We start from the raw sequence: 18,453 nt of genomic DNA on the forward strand, positions 1-18,453 counted from the left end.
GTCTGGTCCCGTCACACCTTGTCCCCGGGTGCCGGCGGCGGCTGGCAGCGGGGGCAGTAATAGATGTCCCGTTCCTCGGCGCCGGTCTCCTTGGCGAGGACCCCGCGGCGGATGGGGGTGCCGCACTTGAGGCAGGGTTGGTGCTCGCGACGGTACACCCAGTACCCGGGTCGCCCGGCGGTCCTGCCCACGGGGACGCCGCGCGCGTTCAGCACCGTGGTGCGTCGGCCGGGACCCAGGTTGGCGGTCAGCAGGACCTTCGCGTCGGTGACCATCGCCGCCAGGTCGGGAACCGCCGAAACGGGCGACGCGGGGTGAACGCCGGACAGGAAGCACGCCTCGCAGCGGTAGATGTTGCCGATCCCCGCGAGGTTGCGCTGGTCCAGCAGGGCGACGCCGATCGGCACCTCGGGCGCCGCGAGCAAGCGGCGTTCGGCTTCGGCCATGTCCCAGTCCGGGCCGAGGAGGTCCGGTCCGAGGTGGCCCACGACGGCGCCCTCCTCGGCGGTAGGGATGACTTCCAGCAGCCCCAGCGAGAACCCGACGGCGTCCGCCGACGCCGTGCGCAACACGCAGCGCGCGGTGAAGCCGGGCTTGCGCCACCGGCCGCCCGGCGGATAGACCTGCCAGGTCCCTTCCATCTTCAAGTGCGAGTGGATGGTGAGCCGGTCTTTCGGCGCCGGACCCGCCACCCGCATCAACAGGTGCTTGCCGCGGGGAATCACTTCCTGGACGGTCCAGCCGCCCAGCTTGAGTGTCGCGAAGCGGGGCACCCGGAAGTCGGACGCGAGCAACTCCTTGCCGGCCAGAGCGGCATGCAGCTGTGCAGCGGCGCGGAAGACGGAATCGCCCTCAGGCACGGATTCTCAGTCCCTTCGGGGTGGAGTAAGCGCCGGCCTGGGCTAGCGCGGTGGCAACCGGGGTGTCCAGGATGCCGTGGCCGTTGACCTTCTCCATGATCAGCTTGTCGACGGCGCCACGCGTCACCACACCCACGAGGGCGGCGCCGGCGGCGGCCAAGATCCCGGCGTCGGCGCTGAACGCCAGCAGGGTCTTGCCGCCGCGTTCCACGTAGAGGACGAGCGCGCCGTCGACCAGCACCACGAGGGCGCCCGCTTTCCGGCCGGGGCGGTGGCCGGTGCCGGCTTCCACGTCCAAGGCCGGCCAGGCCAGCGCGGCGCCGTAGGGGTTGGCCGGGTCGGTCGCGGCGAGGGCCAGGGCGACGGGCTCGGCCTGGTGCACCTGGGCGTCCTCGACGTAGGAGCGCAGCCGGTCCACGGTGGCGGGGACCGCGAACTGGGCCGCGCCGAGGTGCTCGATGAAGTAGCCGCGGCGGCAGCGTCCGGCCTCCTCGAGCCGGGCCAGGACTTTGTACATCAGACCGAAGCCGCCCAGGATGTTTTCCGCCATGACCGAGCCCCGGGTGACCACGCCGTACCGGTCCAGCAGGAGCTCCGCCGTGGCGCGGGCGTGGATAGTGGCGTCGAGTTCGGCCGCGGGCAGCGCGGACCAGCGTCCCGCGGCCAGCGGAGGCGTGGGGGCCGTGCCCGTACCGGAACCGTAGCGGCCGCCGGTGAGYCCCGCCGCTCCGAGCAGCCCGGTGCCGTGGGCGCGGCCCAGCCGGCTGAGCCGCGGCGCACGGGCCCGCGGCGCGCGCCCGACTTGCCGGTGGGCGGTGTGGCCGCCGGCGATGAGGGCCCGGACGGGGGCGAACGTGTCCCCGGTGACCCGCCCGGCCCAGGCCAGGTCCCAGAGCGCGGACACGACGTCCCGGTCGCTGAGCACCGTGTCCATGCCGCCGGCGATCTCGGTCAGCTGGCGGAAGAAGTAGCCGCCGCCGTTGTTCTGCAGGTGGTCTAGGAGCCGTTGTTGCGCGTCGCCGGGCACGAAGTCCAGGTCCGGGTTCAGCGTCAGTTCGGCCGAATCGGCGAGGTGCAGGCTCATCCAGCCGTCGTTGCCGGGCAGCGACCCGGCCCCGGACCAGAGGACCTCGCCGGCCGCCATGAGCTCGTCGAGCATCGCCGGCTGGTAGTTGGACACGCGGCTGGCCAGCACCAGCGGTTCCCAGGCTGAGGCCGGGATCGGCACGCCGGAGAGCTGGTCGACGGCGGTGATGATGCCGTCGAGGCCGCGAAGCGCTGACTGTCCGCGTCCGCCGGGTGTCCGCACGTTCTGCCAGGCCGGCAGGAACCGCCCGTACGCGGAGCCATCCACGGGCTCGACCTCGGCCCGCAGCGCGGCCAGGGAACGGCGGCGCAGCTTCCGGAGCACCTCCGCGTCGCACCATTCGCTGAGGTTTGCCGCAGGCGCAGAGATAGAGGCACCGGGAGGCGAAGCGGGTACCGCCGCGCTGGCTGCCGCGCCCTCCGTGGGCGAGGCGTGGGGCCGGAATTCGCCCTCGACGACGCGCCCGTCCGCGGCCAGCCGCTTCAGCGCGGTGCCGACGACGGCGACGCCGAGTCCCAGCCGGGCGGCGCCCTCGGCAGCGGTGAACGGGCCGTGGGTCCGGGCGTAACGCGAGACCAGGTCGCCGAGGGGGTCCGCGACGGGTTCGATAAACGCCAGCGGCACGCCCATCGGCAGCGGCACACCGAGCGCGTCACGCAGCCTGGCGGCGTCCTCCACCGCGGCGAACCGTTCGACGCCGCCGATGTTGACCTTGATCGCGCGGTTGGCGCGCTGCAGCACTGCCAGATGGGCCGCGGCCTCCGCTGTGCCGGCTGCGGGTTCCGCTGCCGCCGGCCCCGAACCGGCGTCGGCCGGCCCGGCGACGGACGGTTGGTCGTCGCCCGGCGCAGCATCGGCCGGTCCGCCCTCGGCCTGCAGCCTGGCCGCGACTTCGTCCGGGGTGAGCGGGCCCAGCAGCCGGAGCAGGTCGGCCACACCTTCCAGGCCGCGCATCTTCCGGTCCGGCGCGAGGCGCTGCAGCTCAAGTTCGGTGGCCTCGATGACCTTGGCGTCGAGCAGTTCGCGCAGTTCCACGCGGCCCAGGAGTTCGTTGAGCAGGGTCGAATCCAGCGCGAGTGCGGCGGCCCGGCGCTCCGCGAGCGGCGAATCGCCTTCATAGAGGAACTGCGCGACGTAACCGAAAAGCAGGGACTTGGCGAACGGCGAAGGCTGCTGCGTGGTGGTCTGCAGAATCCGGAGTTCGCGCCGTTCAATGGAGGCAGCAATATCCTTCAGGGCCGGAAGATCGTAGACATCCTGCAGGCACTCGCGCACGGTTTCAAGCACGATCGGGAAGGTCGGATACTTCCGTGCGACGTCCAGCAGCTGGGCCGAGCGTTGACGCTGCTGCCACAGCGGCTGCCGCTTCCCGGGGGTCTGGCGTGGCAGGAGCAGGGCCCGCGCGGCGCATTCCCGGAAGCGGGAGGCGAACAACGCGCTGCCGCCGACCTCCGCGGTCACAATCTGTTCGAGCTCGCCGGGCTCAAACAGAAACAGCTCCGCTCCGGGCGGCTCGTCCTCCATCATCGGCACGCGCAGCACAATGCCGTCGTCGGCGGCCATCGCGGAACCGTCCATCCCGTACCGCTGGTGCAGGCGCTGGCCGACGGCGAGCGCCCACGGTGCGTGCACCGGCAACCCGAAGGGGCTGTGCAAGACCACCCGCCAGTCACCGAGCTCGTCGTGGAACCGTTCCACCACGAGCGTCGTGTCGCTGGGCACCACTTCGGTGGCGAGCTTTTGTTCGGCGAGGTACTGGATCAGGTTGTTCGCGGCGAAGTCGTCCAGGCCGCTGGCCTTGCAGCGCTCGGCGGCCGGCCCGACGTCGGACGCCGAGAGTTCGCGCATGAACGCGCCGAGAGCGCGGCCCAGATCCACCGGCCGGCCCAGGGAATCGCCCTTCCAGAACGGAAGCTTGCCGGGCTGACCGAAGGCGGGCGAGACCAGGACGCGGTCGTGCGTGATGTCTTCGATCTTCCAGCTGGTGGCGCCGAGCGCAAAGACGTCGCCGACGCGGGATTCGTACACCATTTCCTCGTCGAGTTCGCCGACCCGGCGGCCGCCTTTGGCGGTCGACGCCCGGCTGGCGGGCTTGCCGTCGCCGTCGCCGGAGCCGCCGGGGGAACCGGTGCCTTCCACCTCGGTGCCGATGATGAACACCCCGAACAGCCCGCGGTCCGGGATGGTGCCGCCGGAGGTGACGGCCAGCCGCTGGGCGCCCGGGCGGCCCTCGATGGTGCCAGCGTTGCGGTCCCAGACAATCCGGGGCCGCAGTTCGGCAAATTCGTCCGAGGGGTAGCGGCCTGCCAGCAGGTCCAGGGTGGCCTCGAACGCGGAGCGGGGGAGTGAGGCGAAAGGCGCCGAGCGGCGCACCGTGGCGAACCATTCCTCGACGTCGATCGCCTCAAGCGCTGTCGCGGCGACGGTCTGCTGGGCGAGGATGTCCAGCGGGTTGGCCGGGACGCTGAGCCGCTCGATCTTGCCGTCCAGCATCCGTTCGACCGTGATGGCCGTGTGTACCAGGTCAGCCCGGTGCTTGGGGAAGAGTACCCCCTGGGAGATCTCGCCGACCTGGTGGCCGGCGCGGCCCACCCGCTGCAGCCCGCTGGCCACCGAGGGCGGCGACTCGACCTGCACCACGAGGTCCACGGCGCCCATGTCGATGCCGAGTTCCAGCGAGGAGGTGGCTACAACGCACCGCAGCCGGCCGGACTTGAGGTCGTCCTCGATCAGGGCGCGCTGGTCCTTGGAGACGGATCCGTGGTGTGCCCTGGCCAGTACCGGATCGGCGCCGGCGGTGCTCCCGGCCTGGGCCATCATGAGTGCCGGCGTGCCTGTCGGGGCGGCCGCCACCGCCTGGGCGCCCCCCGGTTCCTCCCAGCCGCCGCCGGCTGCTACCAGCTGGCGTTCGGCGTAGATCTCGTTGAGCCGGGCGGTGAGCCGCTCGGCGAGCCGGCGGGAATTCGCGAACACGATGGTGGACTGGTTGGCCAGTACCAGGTCGACGATCTTCTCCTCGACATGAGGCCAGATGGACGCCTGCGGCTGCAGTCCGGACGCCGGCCCTGAATCGAAGGCGCCGGCAGCGCCCTGCAGATCGGACATGTCCTCCACCGGGACGGAAACGGTCAAGTCCCAGGTTTTCTTCGACGGCGGCGCCACGATCTCGACCGGCGCGGAGCCGGCCAGGAATTGCGCCACGAGTTCTTTCGGCTCGACGGTGGCGGACAGCCCGATCCGCTGGGCCGGCTTGGCCAAGAGGGCATCGAGCCGCTCCAGCGAGACGGCGAGGTGTGCGCCGCGCTTGGTGCCGGCGACGGCGTGGACCTCGTCGACGATGATGGTGTCCACCTCGTCCAGGGTCTCCCGTGCCTTCGAGGTGAGCATCAGGAACAGGGACTCGGGGGTGGTGATGAGGATGTCCGGCGGGTGGCTCAGCAACGAGCGGCGGTCCGACGCCGGGGTGTCCCCGGAACGGACGCCTACGCTGATCAACGGCGCGGGCAGGCCGAGGCGTTTGGCGGTCTGGGTGATGCCGATCAGCGGGGCGCGGAGGTTGCGTTCGACGTCGACGCCCAGGGCCTTGAGCGGGGAGATATACAGGACACGGGTTTTCCGCTTCGGGGCCTTCCGCCGGACCGCCTTGGCGGTGGCGGTTTCCAGGCCGGGCAGCTCCTCGGGGTCCGCGGGGGCCGAGGCGAGGAGCCGGTCCAGGGCCCAGAGGAAGGCGGCGAGGGTTTTTCCGGAGCCGGTGGGTGCCACCACGAGGGCATGGGAGCCGGAGGAGATCGCGTTCCAGGCGCCGTTTTGCGCCGGAGTGGGCGCGGAAAAGGCGCCGAGGAACCACTCCCTGGTCGGCCGGCTGAACCGGTCCATGGCGTCGGCCGCGAGTGCGCCGGCGAGCTCCTGCCCCTTCATTCCTCCATCATGCCTTACGGTACCGACAGTCTTTGGCGGGGCTGTGGGACCTCCCTGGGCGATACGGCTAGACCGCTGCGAAGGCCCCGATGGTCAGCAGATTGATGCCCGGCTCGGTGCAGGCGTCCTTGGTGTCGGCGACGAACAGCGACGCGGTGTCTTCTGGCGGGTAAACCCGGAAGCCCGCGGCCGGGGTGCGAGTGCAGCCCTGGTAATTGCCTGCCTGCGTGTAGCGCAGGGTTGCGGTTCCGGCCTTGCCCGGGGCGAGCAGCACGTCGGAAACCGGGGTGGAATCGTCGCGCGTTGCAGGGGCGCCGATCGGATCGCCGGTGGCGCCGGCGGCGAGGGAAACCCCGGCGAAGCCCTTCAGCAGGCACGGTTCGGCCCCGGAGTTCGTCAGGATCAGCTGCATGTAGACGCTGCCGGCCGCTCCGCCGCCCTTGGAGTCAAGGGTGGCCGTGAGGTTGGCGGCCTTGCACAGTGCGGGGGCGGCGGAGGACGACGTCGGGCCGGCGGCGGCTGCGCCGGACGTCGACTGGGTTGCGGTCGCGGAAGCGGACTGGGTCGCCGAGGCCGACGGCGGCGCGGACGATGCCGCGGACGAGGCTGCGGTCGCCGAACCCTGGCTGGGACCGCAGCCGCTGAGCAGCAGCGCAGCCGCCGCGGCCACCGTCACCGAAGTAATTACCAGTCTGTGTTTCATCTGCTGAGGCCTCATGGCTCAACTGTTATGTTCCGCGGTTGGCTTAGTCAACGACGCCACGACGGCGAACCCGGATTGATGCCCGGATTGTAATTTCCGGGCATCAATCCGGGGCTACTTGGCGGGTGCGGTCTTGCGGCTCCGGAGCAGCGCGAGGCCGCCCAGGACGAGGCCGCCGATGCCGGCGACGAGGCCCGCCCAGCTGCGGACCTGGCCGCCGTCGTCGTTCGCTGCGGAGGCCTGCGCCGTGTCCGTGGACGTCTGTGAAGCGGTGGTCGCGTGGGCACCGTGGCCGTCCGTGGCGGCAACGGCCGCCGTCACCGTGAGCGACGGCGCCGGCGACTGCAGCGAATCCTCGTCCTGGCCTTCGGCCGGGATCTGCGACCAGTTGACCTGGCCGGTTTCGCACGTCTGCAGGGTCGGGAAGTAGAGCGTCTTGCCCGCCGCGTCGGGCAGCTTGACCGAGAGCACCAACACGTCACGGAGTTCCGGGCTCAGCGGCGCCTTGGCGGTGTACACGATCTGGCTGGTCCGCTTGGTGATCGCGGAGCCGTCTGCCAGCTTCTTCGGCTCGGGGAACTGCTCCGTGACCTTGGTCGCGGTCCAGTTGGGGTTCACGGTGGGCTGGGCATCGTTGAGCTCGGACGGCAGCGTGATGGTCACCTTGGTGGTGCTCGACTGCTCGCAGCCGTGCGGGATCGGGAAGGTCAGCAAGGCCGACGAATTGGCTGAGGTTTTGTCCGGCGAGACGTCGACGTGCGCGGCGGCGGCGCCGATGCCTGCGAGCATCAGGGCGGCCGTGCCTGAGGCGACGGCGGTGGCGGACAGGGCGCGGCGGAGCGCGGATTTGTGCTGGGTCATGGTCAAAACAGGTGCCTTTCAGGCGTGCGCGCGGCACGGCGGCGGCGCGCGGAAAAGGGAGGCGCGGCGGAACTACCCGCCACCGTGTCGCGCGTGACAGCGTCGAGTGGGGCGGTGTTTTTTGGGGGAGGGCGGCCGCAGCCGGAGAGGAGGTTAGGAAGTTACGCCGACGGCGGGCGGCCCGCGGCGGCAATCGCGCCGGAGGTTGCGCCACAGCAGCGGAACGGCGGCGTGCGGCGGTGCCGTCACGACCGGGACGGCGGCGGGGCGGGGCACTGCCGGGGCCGGGAGCTGGACCAGCGGGCGGAGCCACTCCGCGAGCTGCCAGAGCGCGCTCTCGCCCTTGGCCAAGAGCACGGCGCAGGCGAGCGTTGCCAGTGCGTGGCCGGCGAACATCGAGAGGGCGAGGGGGGAGTCGAGCTCGTGCAACCGGAGGTGGTCCGCCGGGACGGGAAGCGGGAGCAGGCCCGCGTGGTGTGCCGGGGCGGCTGCTCCGGGGGTGCCGGCAGGGCCCACGGTCCCGCTGAAGGCGGAGAACGCCTCGTGCAGGACCACTTGTCCGGCTCCGAGCAGGCCGGTCATCGCGGGAAGGCCCAATTTCAGCCGGGTGGCCGTGGTGGAAACCAGGCCGGTGAGGGCCAGGAACGCGAGCAGGATGGCGGGGGCGGGAAGCTGCCCACCGGCCAGGACGTGCGCGGCCGCGGCAAGGGTCAGGATCGTGGTGGCCACCATGGCCGAACGGAGCAAGTGGAAAGGCGTCCGGGCGTGGGTTGGGCGCACGGAACACTCCTTTCGCCGGCGGCGGTGATCGCGGGGCCCGCCGGCTGCGGACGGTGGTGGCGGGCTGTCCCTAGATTGTACCGGGGCGTTCCCGTCCCCCCGCGAATACGACGTCGCGGGGGACCGGGCAGGGGGACGGACTACCTAGCTCATCTTGTGGCGCAGGAATTGGTTCACCCGGCGGAAGAACTCCTTGGGATCCGCCGCGGGCCCTTGGGGGAGGCTGCGGGCCGGATTATCCAGCGGCGCAAGGCCCAGGTTTACGGCTGCCTTGGATGCCCGCAGCGAAGCCTGCGACATGCCGCCCCACTGCTCGGCGAGCCGCGCCACCTCCTCGGCGCCTGCGCCGTCGGGGACCACCGTGGTGACGAGGCCAATGGCCAAGGCCTCTGACGCCGTCAGCAGCCTTCCCCCGTAAAGAAGGTCCTTCGTCCGGGAAGGGCCGACCCGCAAAGCCATCCGGTTGGCAAACGTCGGCGGGATGAGCATGCCGAGCCGGGCGATGGGCATCCCGATTCTCGCAGTGGACTCCAGCACTTGAAGATCGCAGGCCAGAGCCAGTTGGCACCCGGCCCCGGTGGCCACACCCTGGACCAGGGCGACCGTGGGGACGGGGATGGCTTCCACGGCCTGCAGCCCGGCCTCGATGGCCGAGAAGGCGGCGCTCACGTCCGCGCCGGTGGCGTCCCGCCACTCCCTCAGGTCTGAGCCCGAGCAGAAGGTGTCCCCGGTGCCACGGATGACGACAGCGCGGAGGGACGGATCCGCCGCGAGGCTCCGTGCCGACTCTGCAAGGGAATGCCACTGCGGGGAGCTGAGCGCGTTGAACCGTTCGCCGGTCCCCACGCTGAGTACAGCCACACCGCCGTCGCCGGGTAAGCGCGTAACGTCCATTTCCTGGAGGCCCTCGGCGATCACTGGACGGCTCCGCTGGTATGCAGCGTACGGATGCGGTCCGCGCTGAATCCCAGTTCGCCGAGGATTTCATCGGTCTCTTGGCCCAGCAGCGGCGGCGCCGTCCGGACCGACGGCGGGGTCCTTGTCAGCCGCACCGGGCAGCCGACGACCTTCATCGGGCCGGCGGTCGGGTGTACCAGCTCGGAGACCATGTTCCGCGCCAGGACCTGGGGGTCCCGCAGGGCCTCGTCGACCGTCTGGATGGGCCCCACCGGAACTCCCGAGGCATCCAGCGCTGCCACCCATTCCGCGGTGGTCCGGGTCCGCATGACCTGTTCCAGCAGCGGAACCAGCGTTTCCCGCCAGGCCACCCGGGAGGGATTGCTGGCAAAACGCTCATCCTCAGCCAGGTCCTCGCGGCCGATGGCGGCGGCGTACTTGCGCCAGAGGCTGTCGTTTCCGACGGCGACCATGACGAATCCGTCGGCGGTGGGGAAGGCCTGGTACGGGGCGATGGTCGGGTGCGCCGAGCCGTAGCGCTTGGGGATTTCCCCGCTGGCAAAGTAGCCGCTCGACACGTAGGTCAGCCAGGACACGGAGCCGTCCAGCAGGCTGATGTCCACCCACTGGCCTGCCCCGGTCCGCTGCTTCTCGTGCAGGGCGGCGAGGATGCCAATGGTGGCCCACATGCCGGCCACCAGGTCGGCGCTGCTCACGCCCACCCTTACCGGCGGCCCGTCCGTTTCGCCGGTGACGCTCATGATGCCGCTGCGGGCCTGGGCGATCGCGTCGTACCCGGCCCGCTCGGCGTCGGGGCCGGTCTGGCCGTATCCGCTGATGGAGGCGTACACCAGCCCGGGGTTCCCCCGCGACAGCTCGTCATACCCCAGTCCCAGCCGCGCGGCCGTTCCCGGCCTGAAGTTCTCGACGACGACGTCGGCCCGGCGCGCAAGTTCCTGCACGATCTGCAGGCCCTCCGCCGTCTTCAGATCCACGGCGAGGCTGCGTTTGTTGCGGTTGACCGACAGGAAGTAGGCCGCCTCGCCGCCCTGGAACGGGGGCCCCCACTGTCGGGTGTCGTCACCGCTCCCGGGCTGTTCAATCTTGACGACGTCGGCACCCAGATCGGCCAGCGTCATGGTGGCAAACGGACCGGAGAGGATGCGGGTGAGGTCCAGCACCAGCAGGTCGCCCAGGGCCGTGCCGGGATCCGTGTCGGCGGGCTGCCCGGCCGGCCGTGCAGTGTGCGTGTCGGGGTCGGGCGCGGCGTCGTTGATCACTTCTGTACCTTGGAAGGTCATGCCAGACCTGCCGCGTGTGCCGGTGCCGGAGACAGCGACGCGGCGACTTTCGGCAGCAGAATCAAGGCAAGCATGCTGATGGCGCAGCAGATGATGATGTAAATGGAGATGGACGTGGAGTCACCGGTGGCGGCCAGCAAGGCGGCCGCGATCAGCGGGGCCGGCCCGCCGGCGATGACGCTTGCCAACTGGTAGCCCATGCCTGCCCCGGTGTAGCGGATATCGGCGTCGAAACTCTCAGCGATCAGGGCTGCCTGCGGCCCGTACTGCACGTCGTGGAGCACCAGGCTGAGGACGATTGCGAGTCCCACCAGCAGTGAATTGCCGGTATTGAGCAGGCCGAAGTAGGGGAAGGCGAACACTGCCGTCAGGACGATGCCGATCCCGTAGACCCGGCGCCGGCCGAACCTGTCCGAGAGCCGGCCGAAGAGCGGAATGCTGATCAGGCCCAGCGCGGCGGCAATGAGCGTGTCGTCCAGGATCGAGTTGCTGTTGAGCTTGAGCTGTTTCACCGCGTAGGTGAGGACGAAGGTGATGAAGAGGTAGAACGGCGCCTGCTCCGAGGTGCGGACCAGTGCTGTCAGAAAGACCTGCTTGGGCTGGCGCTTGAAGACCTCGATCAGGGGGTTCTTGACCACCAGGTTGGCCTTTCGGACAGCCTCGAATTCCGGGCTTTCGATGACGCGCAGCCGGACGAAGAGGCCAACACCGATCAGTAGGATGCTGAGGATGAACGGGATCCTCCAGCCGTAGGCGGCGAAGCCTTCGGTGCCCGTCATCCCGGATGTGATGCGGACGACGCCGGTGGAGAGGACCAGTCCGATCGGAACGCCCATCTGGGGCCAGCTGGCAGAGAGTCCGCGGCGCTTTTGGTGTCCCCACTCCATGCTCAGCAGGACCGAGCCGCCCCATTCGCCGCCGACACCGATCCCCTGGATGATGCGCAGGGCCACGAGAAGGATCGGCGCGGCGATGCCAATGCTCTGGTAGGTCGGCAGCAGGCCGATGAGTACGGTGCCGAAAGCCATCAGGAACAACGTCGCCATGAGCGTCGTCTTGCGCCCGATCCGGTCGCCGAAATGCCCGAAGATGGCAGCGCCCACCGGCCGGGCGACGAAGCCGACGAACTGCGTGGCGAAGGCGGCGAGGATGCCGGCGAAGGCGTTTTGCCCGGGGAAAAACAGCTGCGGGAACACCAGAGCCGCCGCGGTGCCATAGAGGAAAAAGTCGTACCACTCGATCGTGGTTCCGACGACGCTTGCGAGCGTGGCACGCCGTACAGCCTGCGCGTGGGTCACTTCCTGAACTTTCATCATCACTCCATTGTTCTGACGCGTGCGGGCGGTATGCCCACGGTGGTTTGTCTGCTGTTGGCTAGGGTGCGGCGACGGGCGCCAACAGTCCGGAAAGCAGCCGTCCGGCGCCGGGTATGGCCGGTTCGTGGCCGAGGGCACGGAGAATCTCGTAGGTCGTGGCGGTGGCCGCCGTAATGACGGGGATACCGAGCGCGTCTTCGACCTGCTGGACGGCTGCCAGCGAGGGCATCTGGACGCAGGCGGAAAGCACCAGGGCGTCGATTCCGGTGCGGTTCAGGCGGGCGGCAATGGCGGGCAGTTCGGCTGCGTCCAAGCGGCCCACCTCCAGGTTGTCCGCAACTTCGAGGCCGATCACGTCCTGCACCTCGATGCCGGCGCCCTCGACGTACCGGGTGACCATTTGGGTCAGCTCGGGCAGATACGGTGTGACCATGGCAACCTTGCGTGCGCCCATTGCCTGCAGGGTCCGGACCAGGGCGCCGGCGCTGCTGGAGACCGGAGCGGGATGCCCGTTCGCGGCGGCTGCCTCGGCGATCACCGCTTCGGAACCCTCATGCGCTCCCGGGCCCTGGGCCATCACCGCGACGAGGCACGCATAGGCGATGACGTCGACGTCGGCGTCTGAGACGGCCAATGCGCACTCGCCGGCCTTGGCGACCATGGCCGCCAGCTCGGCCGGCGTCACACTCTTCAGCGTCGCCCTGGCCGAGTGGAACGTGTAGCTGTGCCCGGTCGCTTCGGATTGCCGGCGGAACATCTCCGGAAGTTCGGTTTCCATCGTCGTGTTGGAGCTGGGGACGATCAGGCCGATCCGTGACCTGTTCTTCCAGTTCGGGGCAGTCTGGTGGGCGCCCGGGGCATCAGGTGCTGTCATTGTCGCTTCCAATTCTCTGGCTGAATGTCTGTTCGCACGGCCGCAGCCGGCACGGTCTAACCCACATTGTGGTTTCCAAACCCATAGTGCGGGTTTATTCTGGATGTGTCAACGCTCACGTCCCTTGAGCGGGACCCTGGCTGGCTAAGATGGACACTCGACGAGGAGGGCGGTAGCAGGTGGCAGGCGGCAGCGCGGCGGCGAAAGAACAAGGCCCGAGATCCACGCCGATCCTTGTGCTGCGCAAGGTCAGCGAAATCCTCAACTGCTTCTCGATCGAGTCGCCCGAGCCGACGCTTCAGCAGATCGCCCGCACCACCGGATTGCCTGCCAGCACCTGCCAGCGGCTGGTCCAGAACATGGTGCACGAAGGATTCCTGGACCGTGACGGGGACCGTTACCGGATCGGCCTCAGGCTGGTCCAATGGGCGGCCCCCGGCACCCTGGGCCTGGACGTGGTGCGGCTGGTCCGGCCCGTCCTTCACGAACTCCGGGACACCACGGGGGAAACCGCCTGCCTATACATGCGCGACGGCGCGTTCCGCACCGTGGTGGCCGTCGCCGAGACCCGCCACGTGGTCATGCGCCCGTTCCTGGTGGGTCAGGTCATGCCGATCCACGCCGGCGCTCCGGGGAAGATCTTCCTCACCTTCGATCCCGGCGCCCGGGAGGCCCTGCTCGGGACCGACCTCACGCGGTTTACGCCGTCCACCCCGGTCAGCTGGGCGCAGTTGGACGAGCAGGCCGAGCTGGCCCGCAAACAGGGGTTCTTCGCCGCCTTCGGTGAACGAAACAGCGACGTCGGGTCAATCAGCGCGCCCGTGTTCCGGTACGACGGCGAGCTCGCAGCGGTCCTGGGCCTGGGCTTCCCGATCCAGCGGGTCAGCAGCGACGACGTCCCACGGCTGGGGCCGTTGGTCGCCGCCGCCGGCAAGGCGGCCAGTGCCGCCCTGGGGTACCGGGACCCGGGCCAGAACTGAGACGCACCGGAACGATGAAGCGGCAGGGAGCCGAGCCAACAAAGGAGAGGCCCCCGCTTCCCTCGAGATGAGGGAAGCGGGGGCCTCGCTAGGTGGCCGTGACGGTCACCGGTCCTTCGACGTTCAGTCCGCCTGGGGGGCGGCCGCCGACAGGCGCAGCCAGGTGTCGACTACCGTGTCAGGGTTCAGGGAGACCGAATCGATGCCTTCGCCCACGAGCCACTCGGCGAAGTCCGCGTGGTCGCTGGGACCTTGGCCGCAGATGCCCACATATTTGCCGCGGGCCTTGCAGGCCTTGATGGCCATGCTCAGGAGCTTTTTGACCGCAGGGTCGCGTTCGTCGAAGCCGCCCGAGACAATCGCGGAGTCGCGGTCCAGGCCGAGGGCCAGCTGGGTCATGTCGTTGGAGCCGATGGAGAATCCGTCAAAGTAGTCCAGGAACTCGTCGGCGAGAAGGGCGTTGGAGGGAATCTCACACATCATGATCACCTCGAGGCCGTTCTCACCGCGGGTGAGGCCGTTCTCTGCCAGCAGCTCGATCACGCCGCGCGCCTCCTCCAGGGTGCGTACGAACGGGATCATAAGCTTGACGTTGGTCAGCCCCATCTCGTTACGGACAAAGGACAGGGCCTCGCACTCAAGGTCGAAGCAGTCCCGGAAGGACGGCTCCAGGTAGCGGGACGCGCCACGGAAGCCGAGCATCGGGTTCTCTTCGTGCGGCTCGTAGGCCGGTCCTCCGATCAGGTTGGCGTACTCATTGGACTTGAAGTCGGACATCCGCACAATCACCGGTTCCGGGGCGAACGCCGCGGCGATAGTGGCCACGCCCTCGGCCAGGCGTTTGATGTAGTAGTCGCGCGGGCTGTCGTAGGCGGCAATCCGCTCGCGGATTTCCGCGGCCACGTCGGCGGGCTGCTCGTCCAGGTTCAGCAGCGCCTTCGGGTGGATGCCGATCTGGCGGTTGATGATGAACTCCAGCCGGGCCAGGCCCACGCCGTGGTTGGGCAGCTGGGCAAAGGTGAAGGCCTGCTCCGGGGTGCCGACGTTCATCATGACCTTGACCGGGGCTTCGGGCAGCTGGGCGATCTCGGTTTCCTCGACGCTGAAGTCCAGGAGCCCCTCGTAGATGAAGCCGGTCTCGCCGTCGGCGCAGGAGACGGTCACCTCGAGCCCGTCGCGCAGCGCGTCGGTCGCGTCGCCGGTGCCGACGACGGCGGGGATCCCCAGTTCGCGGGCGATGATCGCCGCGTGGCAGGTGCGTCCGCCGCGGTTGGTCACGATCGCGGAGGCACGCTTCATGATCGGTTCCCAGTCCGGGTCGGTCATGTCGGCGACGAGGACATCGCCGGTTTCGAAGGAGGCCATCTGGTCAATAGAGCTCAGGATGCGGACGCGGCCGGCGCCGATGCGCTGCCCGATCGCGCGGCCCTCGGACAGCGTCCGTCCCGACTCGTTGAGGCGGAAGCGGCTCAGGCTGCCGGCGGACCGACGGGACTGCACGGTCTCCGGGCGTGCCTGCAGGATGTACAGGCCGCCGTCGATTCCGTCCTTGCCCCATTCGATATCCATCGGGCGGCCGTAGTGGGCCTCGATGGCGAGGGCGTGCCGGGCGAGCTGCTCGACGTCGTCGTCCGTCAGGCTGAAGCGGTTCCGCAGCGATGCCTCGACCGGAACGAAGTCAATGGTGCGGCCGATTTCACGGCTGGAGGTGTAGGTCATCTGGAGCGCTTTTTCGCCCAGCCCGCGCTTGAGGATGGCGGGGCGCCCGGCCTGCAGGGCCGGCTTGTACACGTAGAACTCATCCGGGTTGACGGCGCCCTGGACCACGGCTTCGCCGAGGCCGTAGGAGGAGGTGACGAAGACGGCGTCGTTGAATCCGGATTCGGTGTCCATGGTGAACATGACGCCGGAGGAGCCGACGTCGGACCGCACCATCCGCTGCACACCCGCGGAGAGTGCCACCTCGGCGTGCTCGAATTTGTGGTGCACCCGGTAGGCGATGGCGCGGTCGTTGTAGAGGGACGCGAACACGTCCTTGATGGCCAGCAGGATGTTTTCGATGCCGCGGACGTTCAGGAAGGTTTCCTGCTGGCCGGCGAAGGAGGCGTCGGGCAGGTCCTCGGCGGTGGCGCTGGAACGGACGGCCCAGGAGAGGTCCTCGGAGCCGCCGTGCTTGTCCACGAGCTGCTGGTACGAGTCACGGATCTGCGACTCGAAGGCCGGCAGGAAGGGCATCTCGCGGATCAGGGTCCGGATTTCCTGGCCGGCCGCGGCCAAGGCCGTGACATCGTCGGTGTCCAGCCCGATCAGACGGTCGGCAATCTTCTGGTCCAGGCCGGATTCGGCCAGGAAGGCACGGTAGGCGTCCGCCGTCGTGGCGAAGCCGTCCGGCACCTGGACGCCGGCGGAGGTCAGGTTCTGCACCATCTCACCGAGGGAGGCGTTCTTGCCGCCCACCCGGTCCAGGTCCTTGAGTCCGAGTTCCGAGAACCACAGGATGTCTGTCGTCATAGTTACTGCTCCTTTGCAGATGGTGGCATGCAGCGGCGCCGGCCCCCGGCCGTAACCGGATGGTGGGCGCAATTCCTGTTTACCTTGACAGGTCTGCGCCCGGGTTTCCACATGGCGTACGCCGCACTAAGTTTGTGAAAGTTTTCTCTAATGCTTGAGCTTCATCTGTTGCAGGATGGTGGCGGACATTTCCTCTACTGACACGCTGGCCGAGTTCAGGTACGGAATCCCGTGTGAGACGTATAAACGCTCGGCGCTGCGCAGCTCGAATCCGCACTGCCGCAACGAGGCGTAGGGCGAGCCGCGGCGGCGCTCGGTGCGGACCTGGCTCAGGCGCAGGGGATTGGTGGTGAGGCCGAAACATTTCGAAACGAACGGCCGCAGCGGTTTGGGGAGCCCTTCGCGCTCAAAGTCCTCGTCCACCAGCGGGAAGTTGGCGGCGAAGATGCCGTGCTGAAGGGCCAGGTACATGGTGGTGGGCGTTTTGCCGCAGCGTGACGGGGCCACCAGGATGACCTGGGCCTTTTCGAGCGCCCGCAGGCTCGCGCCGTCGTCGTGCTCCATGGCGTATTCGACGGCGGCCATCCGGGACTGGTAGCGGGCGGCGTTACCGAGTCCGTGCGCCCGGCCCGGTTCCCCGCTGGCCTGGGCGCCGAAGGCTTGCTCCAGCTGGCCCACGTGGGTCCCGATGAGGTCCACCATGATCCCGTGGCAGGTGCCCAGCGTCTGGCGGATATCGCTGCCGACGGCGGTGGAGAAGACGATCGGCTGCAGGCCATGCGCGGCCATTCCGTCGATGGTGTTCACGACCTTGCGGGCCTGGTCGACGCTGGTGATGAAAGGGATGGTGATGCGGTCGAAATCGTTCCCGGGGAACTGCGTCAGCAACGTATTGCCGAGCGTTTCCGCGGTGATGCCCGTGCTGTCCGAGAGGAAGTAGACCGGGCGGGGAGCGTCATTGGTCATGAACGAATTGTGCCCCACGGCGGCCCGGGTGTTCATCCATGACGCACATCCCGGGCGCCGCGAATCGCTATTTTCCGCTTCGCTTTGCGTCCATCCTGCACGCTGCGGATCCGGGCTGGTTCACCCCCGCGCTATTGTTGCAACGCCGCGAGACGCATCTGTTTCGCAAGCGCGTAGGCGGTCGGAAGATCGCTGCCGCTCTCGACGAGGACCCGGCCAATGACGAGCGCGGAATCGGTGGGCGAAGAAATCTGCGTCATGCCGTTCGGTACGGTTCCCTCCCAGCCGGGCCCGCTGAGGACATACTCGCCGGCCTTGGTTCCGGTGGTCCGTTTGCCGACGTACGCAAAATTGCTGCTCGTCAGTGGGTCGGTGAACTGCAGACTGAAGTAGCGGCCGGCCATGTCCGGAACGTGCAGAACCTGTGGCCCCAGGCTCAAGTCGAGCCAACCGCCGACGTAGAGCAGATCGTCGGCTCCGGTTGCCATCAGGCTCCCGCGCGACGCGGAAGGGGACGAGGTGCCGGGCACTGCATAGAGCGTGTTGACGGGGATCGGGCCGTCCCCGAACCCATGCCTGAGAATCGCCCGCTTGTATCCCGTGACCGTGATACGCGGCCAGAAGTAAAGGAAAGCCGGTGCGCCCAGCCCCCAGACGATGAGTGCCGCTGTGGCGAGTGGAATGATCTCGCCCCCGCTGGCGATCCGCCGGTAGATGACCCAAACGAAGACCGCCAGGATGACGGCTGTGAGGGGACGCGCGTACGTCAGGACGAGGCGGTTCATATCACTGGGCCCTGACAACGGGCGGCAATTGGTACGTGCCGTCGAGGATTGCGGGGCCGGGCAGATACACACGGAACATCAGCTTGAACTTCCCGGAAGGTGTCGGCAGCCAGTTCTGCCCGTGCCCGTTCGGAGCCTGATGTTGGAGGTGGATATCGACCGAACCGTCGGCGTTCTGCAGAAGGGGTGAACGGTCACCAACGCTCTGTCGATGACTCGGATGCGTCACCATGTACCCGGCGACATCGGTCGGAGTGAGCGACCAGAAGGCCTCATTCGGGGGGAGTTTTCCGGGAGGAAAATGCAGGGTGTATACGTGGCCGCCGCTGAGCGTTTGCCCTGAGCCATCCACGGTGGTCGTCCAGTACGCGGCCTCCTCAAACACGTTGACGAGGGGGAGGGCCTTGGCGCAGGCGGCCCGCACGAGGACTCCGTTGCCGGGCTGGCCGCATTTAGGGATGGCATTCCAGCCGTTGGCAGTGGTCGTGATCGTCCGGCCAACGGCATTCATCACGAGGATCGCCGTCAAGAACGCAAGCACGGCACCGAGAAGCAGCCCCTGCACGACACCGGACTGCGAGAACCATGCGAGGGCGTTGACCATAACCGCAAAC

At 68.7% G+C, this 18,453-nt stretch carries 14 protein-coding genes; 1 reads left to right on the forward strand and 13 read right to left on the reverse strand.

All coding sequences use genetic code 11. The annotated features are described in order from the left end of the window. Nucleotides 1–11: 11 nt before the first annotated feature. From AC1DGI_RS01410 to AC1DGI_RS01450, 9 genes are all read right to left on the reverse strand, one after another. On the reverse strand, nucleotides 12–860 hold the full coding sequence (locus AC1DGI_RS01410) for a DNA-formamidopyrimidine glycosylase family protein (RefSeq protein ID WP_476897477.1): 849 nt from the start codon (nucleotides 858–860) through the stop codon (nucleotides 12–14). Continuing rightward, complete coding sequence (locus AC1DGI_RS01415) at nucleotides 853–5,865, reverse strand: DNA glycosylase AlkZ-like family protein (protein WP_476897478.1); 5,013 nt, start codon at nucleotides 5,863–5,865, stop codon at nucleotides 853–855. Before AC1DGI_RS01415 ends, AC1DGI_RS01410 begins: the two co-directional genes overlap by 8 nt. A 67-nt stretch (nucleotides 5,866–5,932) precedes the next feature. Beyond that, complete coding sequence (locus tag AC1DGI_RS01420; protein WP_476897479.1) at nucleotides 5,933–6,568, reverse strand: DUF4232 domain-containing protein; 636 nt, start codon at nucleotides 6,566–6,568, stop codon at nucleotides 5,933–5,935. 114 nt (nucleotides 6,569–6,682) lie between these two features. Then, entirely contained in the window at nucleotides 6,683–7,429 is a 747-nt protein-coding gene (locus AC1DGI_RS01425; protein ID WP_476897480.1) for a YcnI family copper-binding membrane protein, read from the reverse strand. Nucleotides 7,430–7,582: 153 nt separating this feature from the next. Beyond that, nucleotides 7,583–8,209: a hypothetical protein gene (locus AC1DGI_RS01430; protein ID WP_476897481.1), complete on the reverse strand. Its 627-nt coding sequence runs from the start codon at nucleotides 8,207–8,209 to the stop codon at nucleotides 7,583–7,585. A 144-nt stretch (nucleotides 8,210–8,353) separates the two neighbouring features. Then, nucleotides 8,354–9,103: an enoyl-CoA hydratase/isomerase family protein gene (locus AC1DGI_RS01435; protein ID WP_476897482.1), complete on the reverse strand. Its 750-nt coding sequence runs from the start codon at nucleotides 9,101–9,103 to the stop codon at nucleotides 8,354–8,356. Between the two features lie 20 nt (nucleotides 9,104–9,123). Then, a complete protein-coding gene (locus tag AC1DGI_RS01440) occupies nucleotides 9,124–10,386 on the reverse strand; it encodes a CaiB/BaiF CoA transferase family protein (protein WP_476897483.1) in 1,263 nt (420 codons plus the stop codon). 17 nt (nucleotides 10,387–10,403) lie between these two features. Then, nucleotides 10,404–11,723, reverse strand: coding sequence for an MFS transporter (locus tag AC1DGI_RS01445; protein ID WP_476897484.1), 1,320 nt, complete (start codon nucleotides 11,721–11,723; stop codon nucleotides 10,404–10,406). Between the two features lie 58 nt (nucleotides 11,724–11,781). Continuing rightward, nucleotides 11,782–12,597 (reverse strand): maleate cis-trans isomerase family protein, encoded by an 816-nt coding sequence (locus AC1DGI_RS01450; RefSeq protein ID WP_476897485.1) that lies wholly within the window; start codon nucleotides 12,595–12,597, stop codon nucleotides 11,782–11,784. Nucleotides 12,598–12,776: 179 nt separating this feature from the next. On the opposite strand from AC1DGI_RS01450, the gene AC1DGI_RS01455 reads away from it, so the two are divergent. Beyond that, nucleotides 12,777–13,577: an IclR family transcriptional regulator gene (locus AC1DGI_RS01455; protein ID WP_476897486.1), complete on the forward strand. Its 801-nt coding sequence runs from the start codon at nucleotides 12,777–12,779 to the stop codon at nucleotides 13,575–13,577. Between the two features lie 123 nt (nucleotides 13,578–13,700). Here the strand turns inward: AC1DGI_RS01455 and ppsA are convergent, their stop codons facing one another. The 4 genes from ppsA to AC1DGI_RS01475 all read right to left on the reverse strand — a co-directional run bounded on the left by ppsA (nucleotide 13,701) and on the right by AC1DGI_RS01475 (nucleotide 18,443). Further along, nucleotides 13,701–16,088, reverse strand: coding sequence for a phosphoenolpyruvate synthase (ppsA, locus tag AC1DGI_RS01460; RefSeq protein ID WP_441400466.1), 2,388 nt, complete (start codon nucleotides 16,086–16,088; stop codon nucleotides 13,701–13,703). 147 nt (nucleotides 16,089–16,235) lie between these two features. After that, complete coding sequence (locus tag AC1DGI_RS01465) at nucleotides 16,236–17,054, reverse strand: pyruvate, water dikinase regulatory protein (protein WP_476897487.1); 819 nt, start codon at nucleotides 17,052–17,054, stop codon at nucleotides 16,236–16,238. Nucleotides 17,055–17,185: 131 nt separating this feature from the next. Beyond that, nucleotides 17,186–17,839 (reverse strand): DUF1254 domain-containing protein, encoded by a 654-nt coding sequence (locus AC1DGI_RS01470; RefSeq protein WP_476897488.1) that lies wholly within the window; start codon nucleotides 17,837–17,839, stop codon nucleotides 17,186–17,188. Between the two features lies 1 nt (nucleotide 17,840). Then, nucleotides 17,841–18,443, reverse strand: a complete 603-nt coding sequence (locus AC1DGI_RS01475; protein WP_476897489.1) for a DUF1214 domain-containing protein — start codon at nucleotides 18,441–18,443, stop codon at nucleotides 17,841–17,843. Nucleotides 18,444–18,453: the final 10 nt, after the last annotated feature.

This window comes from Arthrobacter sp. 05N428_2, assembly GCF_056397065.1.